Here is a 24,938-nt window from a genome sequence, read left to right on the forward strand (position 1 = left end):
CAGGTGGCATTAGCAATCAGCCAAACCGATCAAACGCTGTTTTTTAGTGGCGAACTCGATCGCGATACGTTAATGATGCATTCACCCTTCACGTTGTTAAATAAGTTGCAGGGTGAGGTAATCTTTGATTTCTCGGCGTTAACCAATGTAGACTCGGCAGGGTTGGCTTGGCTGATCCAGCAGATTGCACGCGCCAAGACGTTGAAAATAAAAATTGAAATTATCAAGGTGCCGGCACAGCTACTTTCACTTGCTAAAGTAAGTGCGGTGACCGACATTTTGCCTATAACCAATTAAGGTGTAGTTATGGAAATTGCTCAGATAGAGCAACTGTTAAAAGAACATCTGCAATTAGCAGAAGTTTATGTTAAAGCTGACGGCTCACATTACGCAGTCACTGCCGTAGGTGATTGTTTTGAAGGCTTAAGCCGCGTTAAACAACAGCAGCTTGTCTACAGCCCGTTAATGGCAGCGATTGCTGATGGCAGTATGCATGCAGTAAGTATTAAGGCCTTTACGCCGCAGCAGTGGCGCAGAGAAAAACTTTTAAACCCTCCGCTCTGAGATCCACTATGCAACAGTTTTTAGTTACTGCCAACGGGCCACTACAAGGTGAAGTCGTGATATCGGGCGCAAAAAATGCCGCCCTGCCTATTCTGTTTGCAAGCTTATTAGCTGAGCAACCAACCACCATTCGCAATGTACCCAAACTCAAAGATATCGAAACGACATTTAAGCTGTTGCAGCTATTTGGCGCCAAGGTTGAGTGTGATGCGGATGTCGTAATTGTTGATGCCAGCCAAATTAGTAATCAATTTGCTCCGTACGACTTGGTGAAAACCATGCGTGCCTCTATTTTAGCGCTAGGCCCTTTATTGGCTCGCTTTGGTCAAGCCGAGGTTTCTTTGCCCGGTGGCTGTGCTATCGGTGCTAGACCCGTCAATTTACACATCGACGGTTTGCGTAAAATGGGCGCAGAGATCACGGTTGAAAACGGCTACATAAAAGCGCAGGCTAAGCGCTTAAAAGGCGCGCACTTAGTGATGGATATGGTCAGTGTGACAGGCACCGAGAACTTGATGATGGCGGCGACCTTAGCCGATGGTCGTACGGTCATTGAAAACGCGGCTCGTGAACCAGAGATTGTTGATTTAGCGAATTATCTCAATACCCTAGGTGCGAAAATTAGCGGTGCTGGTACAGACACCTTAGTGATTGACGGCATGCCTGCGTTACAGGGGGGGGAGCACCGTGTTCTGCCAGATCGTATTGAGACAGGCACCTTTTTAGTAGCAGCGGCGGTAACCGGTGGCGATATTACCTGTTTAAAAGCTGCACCAAGCGATCTAGAAGTTGTGCTAGAAAAATTACGTGAAGCCGGTGCTGAAGTGACAACGGGTGCTGATTGGATCCGTTTAAACATGACCGGAAGAAAGTTAACGTCGGTAGATGTTAAAACGGTGCCTCACCCAGGCTTTCCAACAGATATGCAAGCCCAGTTTACGGTGTTAAACGTGGTAGCTGAAGGTGTTGGCGTCGTCACTGAAACGATTTTCGAAAATCGCTTTATGCATGTACCTGAATTACAACGTATGGGCGCGAAAATCCGCTTAGAAGGAAATACAGCAGTTTGTCAGCACAGCCCATCGTTAACTGCAGCTCAGGTAATGGCAACCGACTTACGCGCTTCGGCAAGCTTAGTGATTGCGGGTTTAGTGGCTAAAGGCACCACAGTGGTGGATCGCATTTACCATATCGACCGTGGTTATGAGCAAATCGAACATAAACTACAAGGCTTAGGTGCGCACATTGAGCGAGTAAACGGTTAAGCCTTTGCTTATAAATAAAAAAACCGCAGAAATGCGGTTTTTTTATTGCTTAAAACTGATTAAATCAGCTGATGCATCTTATGTGCGAATTTATCGGCGCGGCTGTTCCCTAACGATAGTTGGGATCACCATACGCTCACCGTTACGGTCGATGGTGATTTGTAACTCGGTATCGGGGGGCGTTTCAGCGATAAAGTTTAACGCATGCCGCATATCTTGAAAGTGTTGTCCGGCAATTTCCAAAATAATGTCATTGGCTTGTAAGCCAGCCATTGCCGCAGGGCCATTACTGGTGACTTCACTTAAGCGCAAACCATACAGCGCTTGGCCAGATGAAAATAAAGGATCACCCGCAGCGTTGATTACAGCTTGACCGGCAACGCCCAAATAACTGCGTGTAACTCGGCCATGTTTAATGAGCTTTTCCATAATAATACGGGCGAGTTGATAGGGCACGGCGAAGAAAATACCTTGGATATCCTGATTTTGTACTTGGAATGCGGCAGCATTAATGCCAACCAAGGTGCCATTACTGTTTACCAGTGCACCGCCCGAATTGCCTTTATTAATGGCGGCATCCATTCGCATAAAGTCAGGATAGCCTCGAGAGCTTAAGCCATGGTTGCCATTAGCACTGATAATACCTTGCGTGATGGTTTGACCTAAATTAAGTGGGTTACCGATAGCTAGTACCAAATCGCCAACTTGTGGTTCGATATTAGGATCTTGCGGGATCACCGGTAAATTGTCGGCTTGTACATAAAGCACGGCTAAATCAGACACTTCATCTTGACCGATTAACACGGCTTCTAGCCAGCGACCGTCTTGCAAAGCCACTTCAATGTGATCGGCACCATACACCACATGATAATTAGTCAGAATATAGCCTTGCGCCGACATAATGACACCTGAACCTAACTCTTGCCGTTCAATGGTGCGAGGTTGTAATGAGCGGGGATCGACAATTCGACTGCGTGTATAGACATTCACCACCGCTGGCGCAGCACGTCGTACCGCATGGTTATAAGAAACCGGCGCGGTATTTTGCTCGGCACGAGGTGCTTGCCATAAAGACAAGTCAACCCGAGCGATGTTGGGGAAAAACAGGATAAGAATAAAGGCGAGCGCTAAGCCGTATGCGCTACTTTTTAAAATAAATAACAAAAGGTTGCGCACAATGTCGCTTCTGCCTAAAGATGAATAAGTTTAGCATAGCATTTTTTTAGCACAGGCAGTAGCGTTCAGCTACCACCTGCCTAAATTAAGCGCTTAACGGATCAAGATATACAGTTGATCATTACCACGTTGGATATACAGCGCGGCAACGCCACCATCGCGTTTTTCTAATAACCGACGTAACTCGGCAAGGTTGTTCACACGTTGACGGTTAACCCCAGTAATAATATCGCCTTGGCGTAAGCCAATTTGTGCCGCGGGTGATTCCGCTTCCACGCTACTAACTTCCACGCCTTTGTCAGCATTATTTAAGGTTGCACCTTGTAGCATAGGGTGCAATTGTGTCGCCGCAACCTGGCCACTGGTGGTCTCTTGCAGTACGACTTTAATGTCGCGCTCTTTACCGTCACGCAGTACGCCTAAAATGGCTTCACGGCCTGAACCCAGCGTGGCGACCTTGGCACGTAATTCATTGAAGCTGTGGATACGATTGCCGTTCATACTGACAATCACATCACCTGATTTCAAACCACTTTTCGCTGCGGCGCTGTCTGGCAGCACTTCGCCGACAAAGGCGCCGCGACTGACATTCAGGTTTAATGCTTTAGTCAACTCAGAATTAACATCATTACCGCGAATACCCAAGCTACCACGGCGAATTTCACCAAATTCAACAATTTGCTCAACCAAGTTTTTCATCATATTGGCGGGGATAGCAAAGCCGATGCCGACATTACCGCCATTAGGTCCTAAAATAGCCGTGTTAATGCCGATCAGTTCGCCCCGTAAGTTCACTAAAGCGCCACCCGAGTTACCGCTGTTAATGGCGGCATCAGTTTGGATAAAATCTTCAAAGCCTTCATTTAAGCCACTGCGGCTGAGTGAGCTAATAATGCCGGAGGTGACGGTTTGTTCTAAACCAAAGGGGTTACCAATGGCAATCGCATAATCACCCACCCGCAGTTTGTCAGAATCTGCTAGAGGTAACTCAACCAGGTTATCGGCTTCAATTTGCAATAAAGCGATGTCGCTTTCTGGATCGGAACCCAGTTTTTTTGCGGTAAAGGTACGGCCATCTTTTAAACGAATTTGAATTTCAGAAGCATCTTGCACAACATGGTTATTGGTGACGATATAGCCTTTTTTGGCATCAATAATGACACCTGAACCCAAACCACGGAAGGGTTGCTCACGGCGCATTTCACCTTGGCCGCGCTGGCCGAAAAAGTATTGAAAAGCTTCAGGCATACGCTGGCGTACTTCACGGCTACCCGCAACAGAAACATAGACGACAGCGGGTGTGGCTTGTTCAAGCATCGGCGCCAGCGAAGGCATTTGCTGCTCTTCTTTTCCGAAAAACGGTAAGCTGGCTTGTGCTGGGGATGCAGGAGCCAACAACATGGCTGCTAACACGGCAGCGCTAAGCAAAGAAAATTTCTGGTTCATCGCGTAATGTCTCCTTATATGACAGTGTCACTAAGAGCATCGCACCTCAAAAAAGTTCTGAGCAGTCGCGCACTAACGGTAAAAGTTTTCTATTCGCCTTTACTTGGCCGCTCTTTAATCAAGCCGCTGGCTTGACCAGAGTAATCACGCGGTTGCTCACCAATTTCTGAGTGTTCTCTGCGACGCTCATTCAGTTGATGTAACGATTGTTTAATATGTAATGTGGTATCCGCAGCAAAATAATTCACTTCATCGCTTGGGCTGGTCGGCTGCTCAACCAGTTGCATTTTCGATTGCTGCACATGACGCGCAATGCGTGAATAATTATCCTGCAGCTGGCTCATTAACTGATTGGTTGTCTCCAGATGTTCTGAGACATCTTTGCGATACTGTGTCAGTTGTTTGCGGCTTTCGTCTAATTCTTGTTGCAGCTTGTGTTGGCCAAATTGTTTCAGGCTAATGATCCGGCTAATGGCCGCACCAATTAATAAACCGACAACCAGCCCAATTAAAACCGATGTATAGTCCATGCTTACTCCTAACGATGAAATACTTTACTTAGTGTACCCTAACTTCTTATACAAGGTGGTAAGGCATGTTACTATTATGCCTCATATTTAAGGTTTCTTTTCGCTACTTTCAAGTTAAAGACCATGACGCCACTAGAAAAATATCAACAAGATCTGTTACGCCCTGATTTTCATCTTGATGCTGCTCAAGAAAATGCGGTTAAGCAACTACAGCGATTGTTTGATGATTTTATCAGTCGCCCGTCGGCAAAACAGAGTTTTTGGCAAAAATTGACCGGAAAAACGCAGAGCGATAGCCCTTTACTCGGTTTGTATTTCTGGGGAGGCGTGGGCCGCGGTAAGACCTATTTGGTCGATACGTTCTTTGAATGTTTACCGACACAACGCAAAATGCGTGTGCATTTCCACCGCTTTATGCACCGAGTGCATGATGAATTAAAGTCATTAAAAGGGGTGAGCGATCCGCTCGAAAAGGTTGCAGATCGTTTTAAAGCGGAAACCGATATTATTTGCTTTGATGAATTCTTTGTTTCGGACATTACCGATGCGATGATTCTAGGCACCTTAATGCAAGCCTTGTTTGCGCGCGGCATTACCTTAGTGGCCACGTCAAATATCGAGCCAGACGGTTTATATCGCAATGGTTTGCAGCGAGAACGCTTTTTACCTGCAATTGAACTTATCAAGCGCTACACTAAAATTGTCAATGTCGACAGTGGCATTGATTATCGTCTACGCACTTTAGAAATGGCCGAGATTTATCATTATCCGCTAGATGAGCAAGCTGACATTAATTTACAGCAGTATTTTCATGCGTTATCGGTTGAGCCTCGTCAGCAAGCGGTAAAAATTGAAGTCGCCAACCGTTTATTAACCACGCGGGCCGAAGCCGATGGTATCGTGTGGTTTAGCTTTAATGAGTTATGCGAAACGGCGCGCAGTCAATACGATTACATCGAGTTAAGCCGGTTGTATCATACGGTATTGTTGTCGGGTGTAACGGCGATGGGACAACAAAATGATGATGTCGCTCGGCGCTTTTTAGCATTGGTTGATGAGTTTTATGAGCGGCACGTAAAGCTGATTATCTCTGCGACAGTGCCGTTAGAACAGCTTTATCAGGGCGGTTTACTTAGCTTTGAATTTAAGCGCTGCTTAAGTCGTTTGCAGGAAATGCAGTCACACGATTATCTGGCCAGTGAGCATTTACCTTAAATGTGCTGAACCGTTAATTTTTTTGCAAATGAATGCTGATTTTTAAGATTGTTTAATATATAATCCGCGCCCGGCCGACGTTACAGCCTCATACTGCCGTTAGCCCGGCGGTTTTTGCATTCGAAGGGGTGCGATAACGACATTGCTGCATCAGCCCTGCACAGTGTCAGGTGTAACTTAAGTTATTTTTGGAATAGGTTTAGATGAAAACTTTTACTGCAAAACCAGAAAGCGTAACCCGCGACTGGTACGTTGTTGATGCAAACGGCAAAACTTTAGGTCGTATCGCAACTGAAATCGCATCGCGTTTACGTGGTAAGCATAAGCCAGAATATACGCCACACGTTGATACCGGTGATTACATCATCGTTGTTAATGCTGAGAAAGTCGTGGTAACTGGTAATAAAGCTAAGGCAAAAACATATTACTCGCACACAGGTTTCCCAGGTGGTATCAAGGAAATCAGTTTCGAGAAATTGATTGCTAAGAAACCAGAAATGGTTTTGGAAACTGCTATCAAAGGCATGTTGCCAAAAGGCCCATTAGGTCGCGCTATGTTCCGTAAGTTAAAAGTTTACGCTGGCGCAGAGCATCAACATTCGGCTCAGCAACCGCAAATTTTAGATATTTAATCGGAGCATAACATGGCACAGAATCAATACTACGGAACTGGTCGTCGTAAAAGCTCAACGGCCCGCGTCTTCTTAAAAGCTGGTTCAGGTAACATCGTTATCAACCAGCGTGCTCTGACCGAGTACTTCGGCCGTGAAACTGCCTGTATGGTAGTTAAACAGCCGTTAGAACTGGTTGATATGGTCGAGAAATTCGACTTATACATCACTGTTAAAGGTGGTGGTATCAGCGGTCAAGCCGGTGCTATCCGTCACGGTATTACCCGTGCACTGATGGAGTTCGACGAGTCACTGCGTCCAGCACTGCGTAAAGCAGGCTTTGTAACGCGTGATGCTCGTAAAGTTGAACGTAAGAAGGTCGGTCTGCGTAAAGCACGTAAGCGTCCACAGTACTCAAAGCGTTAATTCGCTGGTATGTCGAAAAGCCCGGTTTTTACCGGGTTTTTTTATGTCTGTAATCTTAGTTATTGGCAGCCAGACTGGCTAAGATTTAAACGAACGCGAAAAATAAAGTTAATTACCCCTGTTATACTGCTTTTGCTGCACAACTGTATGCTAAGGATTACTGTTAAAGCATGACTAAGACTAAGATATTAGCCATTCAGTTCGCCTTAATCCTTGTGTAAAGCAAGGCTTTTCATTATGATCGAACATATTTGTGTAATTATAATAATTGCTGAATTTCAGCCGCTTAAATTTTAATCGTTTAAGTGTTTAATGTGGAGATGAGTGGATGAGCAATGCGCCTGTAGATCATGGTCGCCGCCGCTTCCTTACCATTGCGACCTCTGTAGTAGGGGGCGTCGGTGCCATAGGAGTTGCTGTGCCCTTTATTGCGTCCTGGAATCCGAGTGAGAGGGCGAAACAAGCTGGTGCTGCAGTAAGTGCAGACATTAGCAAACTCGAACCTGGTCAGCTGATTCGTGTTGAATGGCGTGGCAAACCTGTTTGGATCGTTAAACGTACCGAACAAATGTTAGCCCAGCTAGCTGAAACTGAAGACCGTTTACGCGATCCGGGTTCAGAGGTGGAACAACAACCTACTTACGCTCAGAATCGTCATCGTTCAATCAAGCCTGAGATCCTTGTTGCTGTCGGTATTTGTACGCACTTAGGCTGTTCTCCTACCTACTTGCCAGATGACTTTGCCGCACAAACTGAAGGCATTCGCTCAGGTTTCTTCTGCCCATGTCATGGTTCTAAATTTGATATGGCCGGTCGTGTTTTCCAAGGCGTACCTGCACCCGCTAACTTGGTAATTCCTCCGTACATGTACGTTGACGACAACACCATATTAATTGGTGAAGACGAGGGGACTGTCTAATGTTTAAAAATATGATGAGCTGGATTGAATATCGCTTACCCTTTATGGATAAGATGAATTTGCACGTAGTGCAATATCCAGCGCCAAAGAATTTTAACTTCTGGTACTTTTTTGGTTCACTTGCCATTTTAGTCTTAGTTAATCAGATCCTTACAGGTGTTTGGTTAACGATGAACTATGAACCTTCTGCTGAAGGTGCCTTCGCCTCTGTTGAATACATCATGCGTGATGTGGAATACGGCTGGTTGTTACGTTATATGCACTCTACTGGCGCCTCAGCGTTCTTTGTGGTGGTTTATCTGCACATGCTTCGTGGCATGATGTACGGTTCTTATCAGAAGCCACGGGAATTACTGTGGATTTTCGGTATGCTGATTTTCTTAGTGCTGATGGCAGAAGCCTTCATGGGTTATATGCTGCCATGGGGTCAAATGTCATACTGGGGTGCGCAAGTTATTATCTCTATTTTCGGGGTTATCCCGTTTGTCGGTGATGATTTAACCTTGTGGATCCGTGGTGACTACGTTATCTCAGGTGCTACCTTAAACCGTTTCTTCGCCTTACATGTTATCGCCTTACCTTTAGTTTTAGTCATCTTAGTGTTTTTACACATCATGGCTTTACACGAAGTGGGTTCGAACAACCCAGATGGTATCGACATTAAACGCGACAACGATGGTAGCGTTGAGCAAACTGCAGCAGATAAGAAATTTACCTTCCACCAGTATTTCACTCGTGGTGGTAAGAAGATTATCGTTGATGCTATCCCGTTCCACCCATACTACACGGTAAAAGATTTAGTGGGCGTGGCCGGTTTCTTACTGATTTTTGCTTTTGTTATTTTCTTTGCGCCAGAAGGCGGTGGTTACTTCTTAGAGAAGCCAAATTTTGAAGTGGCCAACCCGATGAAGACACCTGACCATATTGCACCGGTTTGGTACTTCACACCGTTTTATGCCATTTTACGGGCTATTCCTGACCCATTGCTGGGGGCAGTAGCGATGTTTGCTGCGATTATCGCGTTAGCATTATTACCGTGGATTGACCGTGGCACCGTACGTTCAGTGCGTTACCGTTGTGAGTTACATCGCTGGAATCTAGTGGTGTTCTGTATCAGCTTTGTTGCTTTAGGTGTGTTGGGTGTATTACCCGCAACACCAACTTACACCTTATTTTCACAATTTTTCTCATTCACCTATTTTGCCTTCTTCGGCTTGCTGTGGTTATACAGTAAAAATGAGAAAACTAAGCCATTGCCAGTGAGGTTAACATAATGATGAGAACGTTACTTTCTGCGGTCGCCTTGTTTGCTTCATCGCTGGCAATCGCTGCCGGGCCAAGCATTCCGCTTGATAAAGCACCTGTTGATCTGCGTGATCAGGCTTCATTACAAAATGGTGCCAAGTTGTTCCAGAATTACTGCTTAGGCTGCCATCAAATGCAGTATCAGCGTTATTCTCGTACCTTTAAAGATTTAGGGATCCCTGAAGATTTAGGTATGGAACATTTAATGTTTACCGGTGAAAAGTTAGGTGATCATATTACCAACTCTATGCCGGCTGATTATGCGCAAACTTCTTTTGGTGTATTGCCACCTGACTTAACCAACGTGGCTCGAGTGCGTGGTGCTGATTGGGTTTACACTTATCTTCGTACTTTCTACGTTGATGAAAGCCGCCCATTTGGTGTGAATAATAAAGTATTCCCATTAGTGGGTATGCCTCATGTACTACAAGAGTTACAAGGTGTTCCTTACCGTGCTTATGAGACACGTTTAGTCGATGGTCAACCAACAGAAGTGTATGTTGGTATTCGTACTGATGGCTCGGGTGAATTAAGTACCGAAGAATACGATCGTGCGGTAGGTGATTTAGTCAACTACTTGGTCTATTCTGGCGAACCTAGCAAGCTTGAATCACATGCCTTAGGCATTAAAGTTATGATATTCCTACTGATTTTCTTTGTTCTGGCGTATTTCCTGAAAAAAGAATATTGGAAAGATGTCGAATAAATTATCAGTTATACATTAAGCTGTACTCAGGGGCCTTAGTGCCCCTTTGCTGTTTCTAAATTAACCGGAGGAATACATGGCGATCATTGCCAATAAACGCCCTGTGATGACACTGTTTTCAGCAGTTGACGATATGTTCAGCCATCAGGTCCGTATCGTGCTAGCAGAAAAAGGAGTTACTGTTGATATCCTTCAGGTAACACCAGACAACGTGCCAGAAGACCTGTATGAAGTGAATCCATACGGTAGTCTGCCCACTTTATTAGATCGTGAACTTGCGCTTTATCAAGCTGACATCATTATGGAATACTTGGATGAGCGTTTTCCTCACCCGCCATTGATGCCTGTTTATCCGGTCGCTCGGGGTCAGGCTCGCCTGATGATGTATCGCATTAAAAATGATTGGTATAGCTTAGCTGACAAGGTATTAAACGATCATGAAGATGCCGCTATTGCCAGACAAGAACTTAAAGAAGGCTTATTGTCGATTGCGCCTTTATTTAGCGAAGCGCCGTTTTTTATGAGTGAAGAATTTGGTTTAGTCGATTGCTACATGGCGGCCTTATTATGGCGTTTACCTTTACTAGGTATTGAATTAAACGGCACAGGTAGTAAGCAATTAAAAACCTACATGACCCGTATATTTGAACGCGACGCTTTCCAAGCTTCATTAACTGAGGCAGAGCGTGAGATCCGCAAGGGACTTAAGCTGTAATGCAAAAAATGACACCAAATCGTCCTTATTTGTTACGGGCGTTTTACGACTGGATAATTGATAACAAATGCACACCTTATTTGGTGGTAGATGCCAACTATCCAGATGTGCGTGTGCCACAACAATTTGTGCAAAATGGTCAAATTGTCTTAAATGTACTGCCGTCAGCGGTGGGTAATTTGCAACTGGGTAATGACTTTGTCACCTTTAATGCACGCTTTGGTGGGCAACCCTTTGCTTTGTCGGTACCGGTAAAAGCGGTACTGGCGATTTATGCCCGTGAAAACGGTGCCGGTACGGTATTTACCTTAGAAGAAGACGATGAAGATGAGCAGGATTTCCTGCCAGAATCATTAGATGATGAACCTACCCCAGAACCACCAAAGCCTGGTCGGGGTAGTCATCTTAAAGTTATTAAGTAATAAGCGGTTAAACGGTATTTCAGGTGGGTAAACCACCTGAAATCGCCACTCACTTTTTCAGTGCTAGCTGCCAAAATGCAGCAATTAACGGCTCTAGCCGTCGCTTCTGCAGCATACAAACCCCTAAATCCAATGCTTTGTAAGCATAATTTGTTTCTAAAATTCTTACGCGATCCCGTACTGGGCTATGCTGAAATACGGGCTCAGGCACAATAGTAATACCACTACCTAGTGCCACCATCGATACCATCGCTTCATGTCCATCTACCTTGGCAATAATATTCGGACTGATGCCTTTATCCAGTAACCATTGGTTAAAACGACTGCGGGCAGGGCCATGTTCAGGCAAAATCATCGGCACACTGTTCCAAGCAATAGGTTGTTGATTAAGCAAGTCATTGACTTTACAAGGGATCACCGGTGCAATTAAGTAAACAGGGATACTCGCAATACTTTGAAAAAATAAATTAGCAGGAAAGGACTCAGGATAAGCAGCTATTGCCACATCAGCTTCATCTGCACGGATCCGCTCTATGGCCGAGGCGGCATCGCCAGTGGTTAATTGGATTTCAGCTTTAGGGCATTGCAAGCGAAACTTATCGAGTAAAGTAGGCAGGTGACTGTAACTGGCTGTCACTGTACAAAAAATCCGGATAGTGCCGCTTAATTCTGCACTCGCCAGTTGCAAGTCTAGTTGTAATTGATGCCATTCATCCAACCACACGCGCACAAAACGTTGCACTCGCTCACCGGCGGCCGTTAAGCGTACTGAGCGTTTGTCTCGTTCAAATAAACAGGTATCAAGTTCATTCTCTAAACGTTGGATCACGCGCGTTAATGTTGAAGGGCTAACAAACATTTGCTCGCTGGTTTTAGCAAAGTTTAGGCTAGATGCTAAATGTAAAAAAAGCTGAGCACTGCGTAGGTCCATAATGCCTCTGTTGCAACAAATGAAATACAGAATTGAAAATATATCACTTCACGCAATATAAGTCTGTAGTTAAACTGAGTTCATTAAAGCAGTACAGGGCAATAAGGCCGCAGCATACTGCTACTGCTCAGCGTGGCTGAGACAGACTAAGAATTCCGAGAACATTATGAGTAACTACTTTAATACCTTAAATTTACGTCAGCAATTAAGTCAATTAGGCCGTTGTCGTTTTATGGACAAAGCCGAGTTTGCTAACGGATGCGCTTTAATTAAAGACTGGAACATTGTTATCGTAGGTTGCGGTGCGCAAGGCCTAAACCAAGGCTTAAACATGCGCGATTCTGGCTTAAACATTAGTTATGCTTTGCGTGCTGAAGCGATTGCTGAAAAGCGCGCCTCGTTTCAAAAAGCCAGCAGCAATGGCTTTAAAGTAGGCACTTATCAAGAATTAATTCCAGCAGCGGATTTAGTTTTAAACTTAACACCAGACAAGCAGCACAGCAGCGTGGTTGATGCGGTAATGCCACTGATGAAGCAAGGTGCAACCTTAGCTTATTCACATGGCTTTAATATTGTTGAAGAAGGTAAGCAAATTCGTCCGGATATCACTGTAGTGATGGTTGCGCCTAAGTGCCCTGGTACTGAAGTACGGGAAGAGTACAAACGTGGCTTTGGTGTACCTACTTTAATTGCCGTGCATCCAGAGAATGATCCTAAAGGCCAAGGTTTAGAAATTGCTAAGGCTTACGCTTCGGCTACCGGTGGAGATCGTGCTGGTGTGTTGGAATCGTCATTCGTTGCGGAAGTTAAATCTGACTTAATGGGTGAACAAACCATCCTGTGCGGCATGTTACAAACAGGTGCCATCTTAGCGTTCGACAAGATGGTGGCAGATGGCATGGAAAGCGGCTACGCAGCAAAATTAATTCAATTTGGCTGGGAAACCATTACCGAAGCGCTGAAACACGGCGGCATCACCAACATGATGGACCGTTTGAGCAATCCGGCGAAGTTAAAAGCCTTTGATTTAGCAGAAGAGTTAAAACTGACTTTACGGCCATTATTTGAAAAACATATGGACGATATCATCAGCGGTGAGTTTTCACGCACCATGATGGCAGATTGGCATAATGATGACAAAAACTTACTGACTTGGCGTGAACAAACCTTAGACAGCGGTTTTGAACAAGCACCCGTGTCGGATGAAAAAATCGCTGAACAAGAGTTTTTTGACCGCGGCATCTTACTGGTTGCCATGGTAAAAGCCGGCGTAGAATTAGCTTTCGAGACGATGGTTGATGCGGGGATTATCGCTGAATCGGCTTACTACGAGTCTTTACATGAGACGCCGCTGATCGCTAATACCATTGCGCGCAAGCGTTTATACGAAATGAACGTGGTCATTTCAGATACCGCTGAATATGGTAATTACTTGTTTGCGCACGCTGCTATTCCTCTGTTACGCGATAAAGTAAACGCCATGAGCAGTGAACTGATTGGTAAAGGTTTAAACAGCAGCCAAAATGGCGTTGATAACTTAAAACTTATCGCTGTAAATGAAGCCATTCGCCAACACCCGGTAGAAGTGGTTGGTAAGAAATTACGCGGTTATATGACGGCAATGAAACGAATTGTTGAGGCGAATTAATTCGTCTCCCTGGATGAAGTGGTTAGTGGTGATTAATTTGCAGCAGTGTTGCAGTTAATACCAGACCAATAATGATGTTATACGTGGACCTTGGTTGTTTTGCCCCGCTTGTCGGGGCTTTTTTTTGCCTGTTTGTCTTAAACTGAGTATGCTAAAACGCTAAGTACTGGAGAATAATCATGAAAACAATCGCATTGGTAGCACATGACGGTAAAAAAGCTGCATTACTCGAATGGATCGAAAAACATCAGTCTTTTTTTGCCGATAAACAACTTATTGCAACCGGTACCACCGGAAAGCTGATCAGTGAAAAGTTACAACAACCGGTACGATGTATGGCGAGTGGTCCGCTGGGTGGCGATCAACAAATCGGTGCTTTAATTGCGGAACAACACATTGATTGGCTGATATTTTTTTGGGATCCCTTGTCATCACAGCCACATGATCCTGATGTTAAAGCGTTAATTCGTTTAGCGGTAGTATGGAATATTCCGGTGGCTTGTAATGTCGCCACAGCGGATTTTATCGTACATTCAAGTCTTTACCAGCAAGATTATCAGCGTTCAGTGCCTGATTTTCAGCAGCACAATAATCGGCTGCAAAAGAGCTAGTTTCGGTAAGCGAGCAAACTCATTGGTGCATTCTTCGTTATACCCCTGTCATGACAGGGCTATTTTATTGGGGCGCTTTAGCCTTGTAGTTAAGTGCTTTCGCGGTGAAATTAGCTTTAAACTAACATACTCTTATTGCGAATTGTTATTATTTGTGTTTAGATGTGCGCCTTAGGATCATCATCTCGTGGAGCTGTAATGAAATTCAATTCTGTCACCCTGTTAGTTGCTGCCGGTCTTACTTCTTGTTTATTCCATACTGCTGCGGCCTATGCCGATGAAGTCAATGTGTACTCTGCGCGGCAAGAAGAACTGATCAAGCCTTTACTGGATACCTTTACCGTACAAACGGGTATTAAGGTTAATTTAATTACGGGTAATGCCGATGAATTGATTACGCGTATGCGTAGTGAAGGCCGCAATAGCCCAGCTGATTTACTTCTGACGACCGATGTCGGCCGTTTAACCCGAGCGAAAGAGCAGGGGGTATTGCAAGGTGTTACCTCAGACAAATTAGTGAGCGCTATTCCTAGCACATTACGTGATACTGCCGGTGTTTGGTATGGCTTAACCGTTCGAGCTCGGCCCATTATGTATGTTGAGGGGAAGGTAGATCCGGCACAATTATCGACTATGGAAGATCTCGCCGATCCGAAGTGGAAAGGTAAAATTTGCGTGCGTTCTTCAAATAACATCTATAACCAATCTCATGTTGCTTCTATTATTGCACATGATGGCGCTGCGGTAGCCGAGCAGTGGGCTAAAGGGTTAGTGGCCAATTTTGCACGTCCACCACAGGGTGGCGATCGTGATCAAATCAAAGCCGCAGCAGCGGGTGTATGTGATATCGCTTTAGCCAATACTTACTACTTAGCCGGTATGTTAACTGATCCCGCTGAACAAGAGGCGGCAGCAAAAATGCGTATTTTCTGGCCTAATCAGCAAGATAATGGCGTACATATTAATATTTCAGGCGCGGGTGTAGCCGCTTTTGCTCCTAATAAAGCGAATGCGCTGAAATTGCTAGAATATATGGTAGAGCCAGAAGCGCAGCACTGGTATGCTGACGTCAATAATGAATACCCTGTTCGTAGTGACGTTAACATCAGTAAAGTGCTTGAGCAATTTGGTCGCTTCAAAGCCGATGAGTTACCGTTAGAACAGTTAGGCGAGTTTAATGCCGAAGCGATCCGGGTGATGGACCGCGCTGGCTGGCGTTAAACTACCCGTCGTAGTAGGAGCCGTCATCGTTGTTCAGAATACCGCTGTTTAATCGTTGGCGCTGGGCAGTATTACTGCCCGCCTTGTTGTTGGCGCTGCCGGTAATGATGGTATTCGCCAGTTTATTCTCTTGGCAAACAGCGGTTTGGCAGCATTTGCGCCAAACCGTTCTGCCTGATTATGTTCTCAATTCCCTGTTGTTAGCTGGCGGAACCGGTTTAGGTGCCTTAACGATTGGCACCGGCGCCGCATGGCTGATTAGCCAATATCAATTTCTTGGCCGACGTTATCTCGACTGGTTATTGTTATTACCCTTAGCTGTTCCAGCTTATATTATTGCTTACACTTATACCGGCATGCTTGACTTTGCTGGCCCTGTGCAGCAGCAATTACGTCACACTTTCGATTGGTCTTACGGTGATTATTGGTTTCCTGAAATCCGCTCGTTGGGTGGGGCGGTATTGATGCTGTCATTAGTGTTATATCCTTATGTTTATATGTTGGCACGCAATGCTTTTTCTGAGCAGTCGGCGTCGTTATCTGAGGCGAGCCGCACCTTAGGTTTAACGCCGCGCCAGCATTTTTGGCAAGTCGCGTTACCTTTGGCGCGCCCGGCGATTTTAACCGGGATGGCATTAGCGATGATGGAAGCCTTTGCCGACTATGGCACCGTGCAATATTTTGGCGTACCTACTTTTACCACGGGGATTTTTCGAACCTGGTTTGGGATGGGTAATGCGTTAGCCGCCGCGCAACTCGCCGCGCTGTTAACCAGTTTTGTGCTGTTTTTATTGTTGTTAGAGAAATGGTCACGGCGCAAAGTGCGTTATTATCATCAAGGTCAAAAACACAGTGCTGCGGCATTACGCCAAGTAAGCTTTGCTCGGCAATGTTTATTTCTGCTGTTGTGCACTCTGCCGGTATTATTGGGTTTTCTGTTACCGGCATGGCAGTTAGCCAGTTGGGCGCTTGGCAATTGGCAGCGCACCTTGGATAGTGCTTTTTGGCAATTAGTTTGGAATAGTTTTTCTTTGGCCGCGGCGGCGGCTTTGTTGTCGGTACTGCTGGCGTTATTGTTTGCTTATGCGCGACGTTTACGCGACGATCCTTTAGTGCGATTCCCGGTACAATTAGCCGCGCTGGGCTATGCGGTTCCTGGCACGGTCATTGCCATTGGCGTGATGATCCCCTTGGCATGGTTTGATCAACGGATCGATTTACTTGCCGAGCAATGGTTTGGTGTCCGCACCGGTTTACTGTTTTCCGGTACTATTTTTGCGCTGCTGTTAGCTTACAGTGTGCGTTTTTTGGCAGTGTCATTACATGGTATTGAAGCCGGTTTAGCGCGAATAAAGCCTAATATGGATAATGCCGCGCGGTCTTTAGGTTTAGGGCCTTGGCAAGTGCTGCGGCGCGTGCATGTACCGTTGTTACGCAGTAGCGTGTTAACAGCGTTGTTGCTGGTGTTTGTTGATGTACTCAAAGAATTGCCCGCAACGCTGTTATTACGACCTTTTAATTTTAATACCTTAGCGGTGAGAGCGCATGAATTAGCTTCTGATGAGCGCTTAGCCGAAGCGGCCTTACCTGCGCTAGCTATTGTATTGGTGGGGCTGTTACCTGTGATTATTTTAGCGCGTTCCACTGAGCAACGTATGCGAGGAAACAAATAATGTTGGCATTAGAGCAACTGGCTGTCGCTTATGGCCCTCATAAAGTGATTAATGACATTTCATTGACTTTAGCCCAAGGCCAAATTGGCTGCTTAGTGGGCCCTTCTGGTTGTGGTAAAACCACTATTTTACGCGCAATTGCCGGTTTTGAAGCGCCGGCCTCGGGTGTGATCCGCTTGCAAGGTCAACAGGTGAGTAATAGCACAACTCAGTTGGCGCCTGAATTACGCAAAGTGGGCATGGTGTTTCAAGATTTTGCGTTATTTCCCCATTTAACTGTTGCCGATAACATTGCCTTTGGCTTAAAGGATTTTAATAAAGCGCAAAAAGCAGAGAAAGTCAGCCGTTTATTACAGCTAGTGGGTTTGCCCGATCTGGGCAAACGGTATATTCATCAATTATCCGGTGGTCAACAACAGCGGGTTGCATTGGCACGAGCCCTTGCTCCTGAGCCCAAGGTGTTATTACTGGATGAGCCTTTCTCCAGTTTAGATACCGAGTTTCGCGAAGTGTTAGCGCGGGATATTCGGATCATTTTAAAGCAATTACATATCACGGCGGTATTAGTCACTCACGATCAGTTTGAAGCCTTTGCAATGGCAGATATGATTGGCGTGATGCAACAAGGCCAGTTACAACAGTGGTCTACCCCTTATGAGTTGTATCATCGACCGGTTAATCGGTTTGTGGCTGACTTTGTTGGACGAGGCGTGATGTTGCCAGGCAAGATGTTAGATGCGCAACAAGTTGAAACCTGTTTAGGTGTTTTTCGGCAACGTTATTTAACGGACGTACAGACCGATGATTTAGTTGATGTCCTGATCCGGCCGGATGACATTGTGCATGATGATGACAGCCCAATTCAAGCTACTGTGTTGGAAAAAGCTTTTCGCGGTTCGCACATCCTGTATACCTTGGCGTTAGCGGGCAACGAGCAAGTTTATTGTTTAGCGCTAAGTCATCACAATCATGCGATTGGCGAGCATATTGGCATTCGTCTTGATCTTGATCACTTGGTGCTGTTTCCAAGGCTAACTTAAATATCTGGCTGAGTTACTTGCTCGGCTCTGGCAAAAGTTGATGCAGTAATTCAGCAAACTCGCCACTGTCTTTTAAGGCCTGCAAGCCCAGATCGAATTGCTGCTTTAAATATTCGCTATTAGGGTGATGTTTTGGAAAGGCGAGGTGCATGGGGTGGATTTCTAATGCTGGCTCCAGCCAATCTATTGCCGATTGCCGTAATTCAACAGGTAATCGCGAGATAAAATATAAGCCACTTTGCAAATCTGCGGGGACGAAGTCCACGCGTTGCATCGCCAGCATTTTAAACAGTTGCTCTTCAGAAGCCACACTGACTTTACTCAAGTTACTTTGCTGCAGTAACGGCTGTTGCAGATAACCAGTAACGAACCCCAAAGTGCCATTGCCTGCTAGCAGGGTGTCAAGATTTTGTTTTACTCTGAAATCCGCTTTGCGTTTAAATAAAACAATGTGATTGGCATAAATCGGTTCGGAATACAGCCATTTCTCGGTACGCGCTTCGGTATACCAAATGGCAATCACCCCAGAATACAATCCCTGTTTAGTATCATGCATCGCGCGGGCAAAAGGCATAAATGCCACGTCAATATTGAGTTGTTGTTTGGCAAAGGCGCGCCGCACAATCTCAATAACCACACCTTGCTTGACAAGATCAGTACCATAATGTGGCGGATATTCGCTGCTAGCGAAGATTATCGGGTTATGAGTTAAAGGGGTTGCAGAAAGATTTGAACAGAAAAGCAGGCTGTTTATTAAAAAAACGTAGTGTGAGATTTTGCCGAAAAAGTGACTCACAAGAAAGCTTATCCCTGTAAACACAGTGTTATTTGAATTGAGTTTAGCAGAGCGCGAGCAAAGAAAAAAGGCGCGCTTTACTAGCCGCACCTCCAGGGAAAAAGTTGGCTTAACGTAAAAATGCCGCGATCTTGTCAGCAACAGCGCTAATATTCAGCACGCCATCTAAATGACCAAATTGCCCGGGAATTTCAGCATAAGTAGCATTGTCTTGATTCATTACCGCAACGCTTTGTTTCGACATCTCCGCTAGTAATAATTGATCACCCGTCGCCGGTAAAAACAGCGTTTTCGCCGTCACTTTGGCTAATGCCGCTTGCCAGTTATCGCCCATGCCGGCGCGAAATAACTGCGATGCTCGAATGAGGTAAAGAATATGATTGGCATCTTGCACACTGGCACGCGTGGCGGCTTGTTCCATCAACTGTTGCCAAGCTGAAAAAGGCGCCAAAATATCATTGTGCGGCGCGCGATCTGTAGCAGGAGCAGGAAAACGTGCATTAAAACTGCTTGGATAAAGCGCGTCTTGCGTAATATAAGCCACGGCAGTGGCTAAACCGGCACGGGGCTGACCTTGTTCATAATAATCACCCTTATTCCAAGCGGGATCGTGTTTAATAGGGTAAGCCCAGCGCTCTAAGCGCACCGCAGCCCAGGCATCAATGTATGCTGTGCCAATCACCGGTAATAAGCGTTCAACCCGCTCTGGGTAGCGCACCGCCCATTCAATCGCTTGAAAAGAGCCCATTGATGCACCAATTACCGCATGCAGTTTTTTAATACCGAGGCTATCTAATAAATGGCGCTGCACTTCGACAAAATCACCGACGGTGACAACGGGAAAGCTTAATCCCCAGGGCTTGCCGGTGGCAGGGTTGATGGTTGCAGGCCCCGTGGTAATCACATTAGGATCATACACATTAGCATTGACGAGTGTGTCGACGCTTATTACATAAAACTTATTAGTATCAATGGCTTTGCCAGGGCCGATAATCGCATCCCAATAACCCGGTGCGGCGTCATCCGCATGATATTTACCGGCAGCATGCGACGTGCCAGAAAAAAAATGTGTAATAAGAATCACATTAGACTTATCAGCGTTAAGCTTGCCATAGGCTTCCCAACCTACTTTTACCGGATGAATAATTTGGCCATTATCGGTTTTAAAGTTATCAATGCTAAACGCTTGTTTAGTAACGAGTAATGGCTCAGCTGAACTGCAGCTACTTAACAGCAATAAGCTGGCTAGCAGCAAAGAATAAATAGAACGCATAACTGTTTTCCTTAAAACCATTGAAACAAGGTAATGGCTAATATCACACCAAGTACCGGCATCAATACGCTAACCACGGCGACCGGCCAGTAAGCATTTTGATGTGACTCGCCACAGATAGCACGGATAGTCGTAACGACATAGCCATTATGCGGCAGTGAGTCGAGTGCGCCGGATGAGATCGCCACGACACGGTGAAGTTGTTCGGCATCGACACCGCGATCTAAATAAGTCGGCGCAATTTCAGGTAACGCAATAACTTGACCGCCCGAGGCCGAGCCGGTTAACCCTGCAATGGCACTGACCGCGACCGCCGCACCAATTAACTCTGGGCCAGGTAAATGCGTCATATATTCAACCACTTGATTAAACGCGGGCGTTAGCTTAGCCACACCCCCAAAACCGACAACGGCAGCGGTATTACCGATAGCGAGTAACGCACCTAGCACGCCTTCATTGGTAGCCGCGCCAGGGTTGTGAATAAAACGGAAGGTTAATAAATACAAACTAACGACACCACCGGTTAGGGCAATAATTAAGGCTGCTTGCTGTAAACTGTCGTGTAATAAAAATGAGGTCACTAACACCACTAATAAAGGAATTAACCCCGTTAGCCAATGCGGTAACGGTTTATCGGTAACCGTCGGATCGCTGGCGCGACTGACAAATTGCTCACCCTTTGCTTGTGCATTTTTGATCATCCACATCAGCGCTAAATAGCCGCCAACCGCCATGAAAACCGCGACTATGATGCTGACTTGCCACCCAGCGTAAGGGGTGGTGCCAAGATATGGGATTGGGATCCAGTTTTGAATTTCTGGAGAGCCTGCTGACGTCATGGTAAAGGTCACAGAGCCCAAGGCTAGTGTGGCTGGAATAAAGCGCCGTGGTAAATTGGCCCCTTTAAACAAGCTCACCGCCATGGGGTAAGCAGAAAAAGCCACGACAAATAAACTGACACCACCATAGGTTAATACGGCACACGCTAACACAATGGCTAACACAGCGCGGGTATGGCCTAGTCGTTTGACAATCGCCAAGGCGACTGCATCTGCCGCACCGCTGTGTTCCATCAACTTACCAAATAAGGAGCCGAGTAAAAACATCAGGAACCACGCGGCGACAAAGCTAGAGAAGCCTGCCATATAACCATGCACAAAATCGAGCTTATCGTTTAGCTGCCAAAAGGGGATACCGTTTGTTAACGCCACCAACAGCGCACAGAGTGGGGCGGTGATGAAGAGGTTGAAGCCGCGCATCGTTAACACGATGAGTAAACCCAAACCCAGTAATAATCCGAACAGACTTAACATGGAGTAATCCTTGTTTTTATTTTTTCTTAGTCTGATACAGTCTGCTCTGCCTCACCATAGTACTAAGGTACAGGTTAATATTTCTGCGATCAGGGCTACTCTATGGACAACAACTTACAAATCTATAATTTCAAATAGACAGCAACATCTGCAATCAACAGGAGAGCCCCATGGCCAAGAATAATAAGATTGAGCAAGCTTCAACGATCTACCCGCGCTTCTTTCAACCCAGTCTCTTGGCATTAGCCGTAAGCAGCTGTTTAATGGCGCCTGCTTTCGCTCAAGAAAGCAATAGCAATGACGATGAAGTAAAATTAGAACGAATTGAAGTGACTGCTCGACGCACAGTAGAAAACTTACAAACGGTACCCGTGGCAGTAACGTCACTTGGTGAAGAAGAATTAGCCCAGCGTGGTATCGATAATATTACGTCGGTTCAGCAATACTCACCGAACACCACTTTGCAAGTATCACGCGGTACTAATAGCACTTTAACGGCTTATATTCGTGGTATTGGTCAGCAAGATCCGTTATGGGGTTTTGAGCCTGGCGTAGGTATTTATATTGATGACGTATATATGGCTCGCCCGCAAGGTGCAGCCTTAGATGTTTATGATGTAGAACGTATTGAAGTTCTGCGTGGTCCACAGGGTACCTTATATGGTCGTAATACCATTGGTGGTGCGGTTAAATATGTTACTAAAGAACTAACCGGCGATACGGCTTTTGCTGTGCGCGGTACCATCGGTACTGATAATCAGCAAGATTTTAAAGTATCGGGCCAGGTCGGTTTAACGGATAACTTATTTATCAGCGGCGCCATTGCCAGCTTTAACCGTGATGGTTTTGGTACTTATTTAAATACCGGTGCTGATAACTACGACAAAGATGTGCAATCTGGCCGTGTGAGTGTGCAGTGGAATGCCGCAGACAATTTTAGCGTGCGCTTCAGCGCCGATAAAACAGTCGATAAGTCGAATTCAAAAGGCGGCTTTCGTTTAACGCCAAGTTTATTGGTTCCTAATCAGCCATTAACTGACAGCGTGTACGACTCCTATACCAGTATGCCCGCTGACAACAAAGTGGATACGGAAGGTCAATCGTTAACCTTAACGTGGGATCTTAACGATAACTGGACGGTGAAATCGGTGACCGCCAGACGCAAAGGTGTTACCGATACCAATATTGATTTTGACTCTACGCCATTACAGTCTTTAGATGTACCGGCGTTTTACGAAGATGAGCAAACCTCTCAAGAGCTGCAGTTATTATTTAGTGGCGATAAGTTTAAAATGGCCTCGGGTTTATATTATTACACCGGTGAAGCCTGCGGTGCCTTCGGTACTGTTATTGTGGCTGGTGCAGGTGTGACTGTCGAAAATGGCGGTTGTGTAGACACCGACAGTATTGCCGCTTATGCTCAAGGTACTTACGAGTTAACTGACAAGCTATCGTTAACCGCGGGCGGTCGTTACACCAAAGATGACAAAGATGCGACCTTAGACCGCAGATTGTATTTAGGCTACAAAGGCCCACGTGATGCTGCTGCGCCAGGTACCTTATTACAAGTACAAACCGATTTTAGCGGTAGCGAAAGTTTTAGCCATTTCTCACCACGTGTAGGTGCAGAGTACCAGTACAGTAATGATTTAATGTATTACGTGAGCTACACCGATGGCTTTAAATCGGGTGGTTTTGATATGCGTGCAGTTGAAATTGTTAACCCTAACGCCACCGACCCATACCAAGAAGAAACCGTTGATACCTATGAGTTTGGTATAAAAAGTGAATGGTTAGATCAGCGTTTACGTATGAATGCGGCGGTCTTCCATTCTTCTTATGAAGATATGCAAGTTACCGTGCAACGTGCGGTAGGTAATAACGTTGCCTCGCAAGTATTAAACGCGGCCAGCGCCGATATTAACGGTGCTGAAGTGGAAGCCTTATTTGCAGCAACCCGTGATTTGGAAATCACCGCGATTGTCGGTTACATTGACGCGTCGTTTAACAAAGTAGAGTTCTTTGACCCAGTATCGCAAGCGGTGGTGGATGTCTCTAATGTTTGGGGATTTGCTAATACGCCAGAATTAACTGCAACTTTAGCGAGCCGTTACACCGTAGAAACCGATTTTGGTAGCTTAGTGTTTAATGCTAACTTAGCGTATCGCGGCGCGACGCAAATTTTTGAAGTACCTTCAGTACTTGATTACGGCGGCTATACCTTGATTAATGCCGGCGTAAACTGGTACTCAAATGATGGTTTCTGGGATGTGTCGCTACAGGGTAAAAACTTAGGTGATAAGCAAGCGCGTATTGCCGGTTACAACTTTGCGCTGTTAGCGGGTGAGCAGACGATTACTGGTTATTACATTGACCCACGGACAGTAAGTTTGACTGTTGGCTATCGTTTCTAATCTAGAAAAACCTTGCCGGGGCGAAAGCCCCGGTTCATTATGGGCAAAATTGTCCTGAAGTATTGTTATGATTGCTATTATTGCTGATGACCACCCCTTGTTCCGCGTTGCACTGTCGCAAGCTTGCGCGGCGATTTTAGGTAAAGATGCCTTGTTGTTGCAGGCACAAACCATGCAGCAAGTTTGGCCCTTACTCCGTCAACATCCTGATACTCACTTTATTTTTCTCGACTTAAAAATGCCAGGTTCCGAAGGTTTCACGGGCCTTACCGCACTTCGTACAGAATATCCTGATGTGCCGGTGATCATGGTGTCTGCAGAAGAAGATCCGGTGATTATTAAGCAAGCATTGGCGCTCGGTGCGGCTGCTTATATTCCTAAATCAGCACCGCTAGAATTATTGTCTGAAGCCATTAATGCCGTATCCAATGGCGATACCTGGTTACCCACCGAGTTAGCCGATGATGTGAAAAACGCCCGTGCTTTAATTGATCATGACTTTGCGCAGCGGCTAGAACAACTCACCCCACAGCAGTTTCGGGTGTTAAAAATGATTGCCGATGGTTTGTTAAATAAGCAAATTGCCTATGAAATGAATGTGCAAGAAACCACGATAAAGCAACATGTGTCAGCGATTTTGCGCAAACTTAATGTCAATAATCGTACCTTGGCCGGTATCTTATTTGAGAAGTTAAAACTACCTGAACAGTATGACTAA

At 45.6% G+C, this 24,938-nt stretch carries 25 protein-coding genes; 18 read left to right on the top strand and 7 right to left on the bottom strand.

What is annotated here, in order from left to right; all coding sequences use genetic code 11:
* The first annotated feature begins 3 nt into the window (after positions 1-3).
* The 3 genes from JAO78_RS00365 to murA are packed head-to-tail and all read left to right on the top strand — an operon-like array spanning position 4 to position 1,829.
* A complete protein-coding gene (locus tag JAO78_RS00365; RefSeq protein ID WP_226749369.1) occupies positions 4-297 on the top strand; it encodes an STAS domain-containing protein in 294 nt (97 codons plus the stop codon).
* A 9-nt stretch (positions 298-306) separates the two neighbouring features.
* Positions 307-564, top strand: coding sequence for a BolA family protein (locus JAO78_RS00370; RefSeq protein WP_226749370.1), 258 nt, complete (start codon positions 307-309; stop codon positions 562-564).
* 8 nt (positions 565-572) lie between these two features.
* Positions 573-1,829, top strand: coding sequence for a UDP-N-acetylglucosamine 1-carboxyvinyltransferase (murA, locus tag JAO78_RS00375; protein WP_226749371.1), 1,257 nt, complete (start codon positions 573-575; stop codon positions 1,827-1,829).
* Positions 1,830-1,919: 90 nt separating this feature from the next.
* Here murA and JAO78_RS00380 read toward each other — a convergent pair whose 3' ends face one another.
* The 3 genes from JAO78_RS00380 to JAO78_RS00390 all read right to left on the bottom strand — a co-directional run bounded on the left by JAO78_RS00380 (position 1,920) and on the right by JAO78_RS00390 (position 4,981).
* Entirely contained in the window at positions 1,920-3,005 is a 1,086-nt protein-coding gene (locus JAO78_RS00380; protein ID WP_226749372.1) for a trypsin-like peptidase domain-containing protein, read from the bottom strand.
* Positions 3,006-3,098: 93 nt separating this feature from the next.
* The gene (locus JAO78_RS00385) at positions 3,099-4,451 is read right to left on the bottom strand and encodes a Do family serine endopeptidase (protein ID WP_226749373.1); all 1,353 of its coding nucleotides are present in this window, start codon (positions 4,449-4,451) and stop codon (positions 3,099-3,101) included.
* 89 nt (positions 4,452-4,540) lie between these two features.
* Positions 4,541-4,981 (bottom strand): Z-ring associated ZapG family protein, encoded by a 441-nt coding sequence (locus JAO78_RS00390; protein WP_226749374.1) that lies wholly within the window; start codon positions 4,979-4,981, stop codon positions 4,541-4,543.
* 123 nt (positions 4,982-5,104) lie between these two features.
* Between JAO78_RS00390 and zapE the strand changes: the two genes are divergently transcribed.
* From zapE to JAO78_RS00430, 8 genes are all read left to right on the top strand, one after another.
* Positions 5,105-6,196 carry a cell division protein ZapE gene (zapE, locus tag JAO78_RS00395; protein WP_226749375.1) on the top strand — a complete coding sequence of 364 codons (1,092 nt, stop codon included), beginning with the start codon at positions 5,105-5,107 and terminating at the stop codon, positions 6,194-6,196.
* A gap of 203 nt (positions 6,197-6,399) precedes the next feature.
* A complete protein-coding gene (gene rplM / locus JAO78_RS00400) occupies positions 6,400-6,828 on the top strand; it encodes a 50S ribosomal protein L13 (RefSeq protein WP_226749376.1) in 429 nt (142 codons plus the stop codon).
* Positions 6,829-6,840: 12 nt separating this feature from the next.
* Positions 6,841-7,233 (top strand): 30S ribosomal protein S9, encoded by a 393-nt coding sequence (gene rpsI / locus JAO78_RS00405; protein ID WP_019675270.1) that lies wholly within the window; start codon positions 6,841-6,843, stop codon positions 7,231-7,233.
* 328 nt (positions 7,234-7,561) lie between these two features.
* Positions 7,562-8,152 (top strand): ubiquinol-cytochrome c reductase iron-sulfur subunit, encoded by a 591-nt coding sequence (gene petA, locus JAO78_RS00410; protein WP_226749377.1) that lies wholly within the window; start codon positions 7,562-7,564, stop codon positions 8,150-8,152.
* Complete coding sequence (locus JAO78_RS00415) at positions 8,152-9,426, top strand: cytochrome b (RefSeq protein ID WP_226749378.1); 1,275 nt, start codon at positions 8,152-8,154, stop codon at positions 9,424-9,426. The genes petA and JAO78_RS00415 overlap by 1 nt, the downstream gene beginning before the upstream one ends.
* A gap of 2 nt (positions 9,427-9,428) precedes the next feature.
* Complete coding sequence (locus JAO78_RS00420) at positions 9,429-10,163, top strand: cytochrome c1 (protein WP_226749949.1); 735 nt, start codon at positions 9,429-9,431, stop codon at positions 10,161-10,163.
* A 76-nt stretch (positions 10,164-10,239) separates the two neighbouring features.
* Complete coding sequence (sspA, locus tag JAO78_RS00425; RefSeq protein WP_226749379.1) at positions 10,240-10,878, top strand: stringent starvation protein SspA; 639 nt, start codon at positions 10,240-10,242, stop codon at positions 10,876-10,878.
* Between the two features lie 8 nt (positions 10,879-10,886).
* A complete protein-coding gene (locus tag JAO78_RS00430) occupies positions 10,887-11,300 on the top strand; it encodes a ClpXP protease specificity-enhancing factor (protein ID WP_226749950.1) in 414 nt (137 codons plus the stop codon).
* A gap of 49 nt (positions 11,301-11,349) precedes the next feature.
* Here JAO78_RS00430 and ilvY read toward each other — a convergent pair whose 3' ends face one another.
* On the bottom strand, positions 11,350-12,231 hold the full coding sequence (gene ilvY / locus JAO78_RS00435) for an HTH-type transcriptional activator IlvY (protein ID WP_226749380.1): 882 nt from the start codon (positions 12,229-12,231) through the stop codon (positions 11,350-11,352).
* A 166-nt stretch (positions 12,232-12,397) separates the two neighbouring features.
* On the opposite strand from ilvY, the gene ilvC reads away from it, so the two are divergent.
* From ilvC to JAO78_RS00460, 5 genes are all read left to right on the top strand, one after another.
* The gene (gene ilvC, locus JAO78_RS00440; protein ID WP_226749381.1) at positions 12,398-13,879 is read left to right on the top strand and encodes a ketol-acid reductoisomerase; all 1,482 of its coding nucleotides are present in this window, start codon (positions 12,398-12,400) and stop codon (positions 13,877-13,879) included.
* A gap of 179 nt (positions 13,880-14,058) precedes the next feature.
* Positions 14,059-14,490 carry a methylglyoxal synthase gene (locus JAO78_RS00445; RefSeq protein ID WP_226749382.1) on the top strand — a complete coding sequence of 144 codons (432 nt, stop codon included), beginning with the start codon at positions 14,059-14,061 and terminating at the stop codon, positions 14,488-14,490.
* 198 nt (positions 14,491-14,688) lie between these two features.
* Positions 14,689-15,711: a Fe(3+) ABC transporter substrate-binding protein gene (locus tag JAO78_RS00450; protein WP_226749383.1), complete on the top strand. Its 1,023-nt coding sequence runs from the start codon at positions 14,689-14,691 to the stop codon at positions 15,709-15,711.
* A 104-nt stretch (positions 15,712-15,815) separates the two neighbouring features.
* Complete coding sequence (locus tag JAO78_RS00455) at positions 15,816-17,384, top strand: ABC transporter permease (protein WP_439647496.1); 1,569 nt, start codon at positions 15,816-15,818, stop codon at positions 17,382-17,384.
* Positions 17,384-18,424, top strand: a complete 1,041-nt coding sequence (locus JAO78_RS00460; RefSeq protein WP_226749385.1) for an ABC transporter ATP-binding protein — start codon at positions 17,384-17,386, stop codon at positions 18,422-18,424. The genes JAO78_RS00455 and JAO78_RS00460 overlap by 1 nt, the downstream gene beginning before the upstream one ends.
* Before the next feature lie 13 nt (positions 18,425-18,437).
* On the opposite strand, the gene JAO78_RS00465 is transcribed toward JAO78_RS00460, so the two are convergent.
* From JAO78_RS00465 to JAO78_RS00475, 3 genes are read right to left on the bottom strand one after another with little or no spacing between them, the layout of a single operon-like run.
* Positions 18,438-19,310, bottom strand: coding sequence for a substrate-binding periplasmic protein (locus JAO78_RS00465; protein WP_369413455.1), 873 nt, complete (start codon positions 19,308-19,310; stop codon positions 18,438-18,440).
* 19 nt (positions 19,311-19,329) lie between these two features.
* Positions 19,330-20,493: an E22 family MetX-like putative esterase gene (locus JAO78_RS00470; RefSeq protein ID WP_226749387.1), complete on the bottom strand. Its 1,164-nt coding sequence runs from the start codon at positions 20,491-20,493 to the stop codon at positions 19,330-19,332.
* A gap of 11 nt (positions 20,494-20,504) precedes the next feature.
* Positions 20,505-21,806, bottom strand: a complete 1,302-nt coding sequence (locus JAO78_RS00475; protein ID WP_226749388.1) for a GntP family permease — start codon at positions 21,804-21,806, stop codon at positions 20,505-20,507.
* A 170-nt stretch (positions 21,807-21,976) separates the two neighbouring features.
* On the opposite strand from JAO78_RS00475, the gene JAO78_RS00480 reads away from it, so the two are divergent.
* Both JAO78_RS00480 and JAO78_RS00485 read left to right on the top strand, forming a co-directional pair.
* On the top strand, positions 21,977-24,220 hold the full coding sequence (locus JAO78_RS00480) for a TonB-dependent receptor (protein WP_226749389.1): 2,244 nt from the start codon (positions 21,977-21,979) through the stop codon (positions 24,218-24,220).
* A 67-nt stretch (positions 24,221-24,287) separates the two neighbouring features.
* On the top strand, positions 24,288-24,938 hold the full coding sequence (locus tag JAO78_RS00485; RefSeq protein WP_226749390.1) for a response regulator transcription factor: 651 nt from the start codon (positions 24,288-24,290) through the stop codon (positions 24,936-24,938).

It is taken from the genome of Alishewanella maricola (genome assembly GCF_016343785.1).
GTDB classification, from domain to species: Bacteria; Pseudomonadota; Gammaproteobacteria; order Enterobacterales; family Alteromonadaceae; genus Alishewanella; species Alishewanella maricola.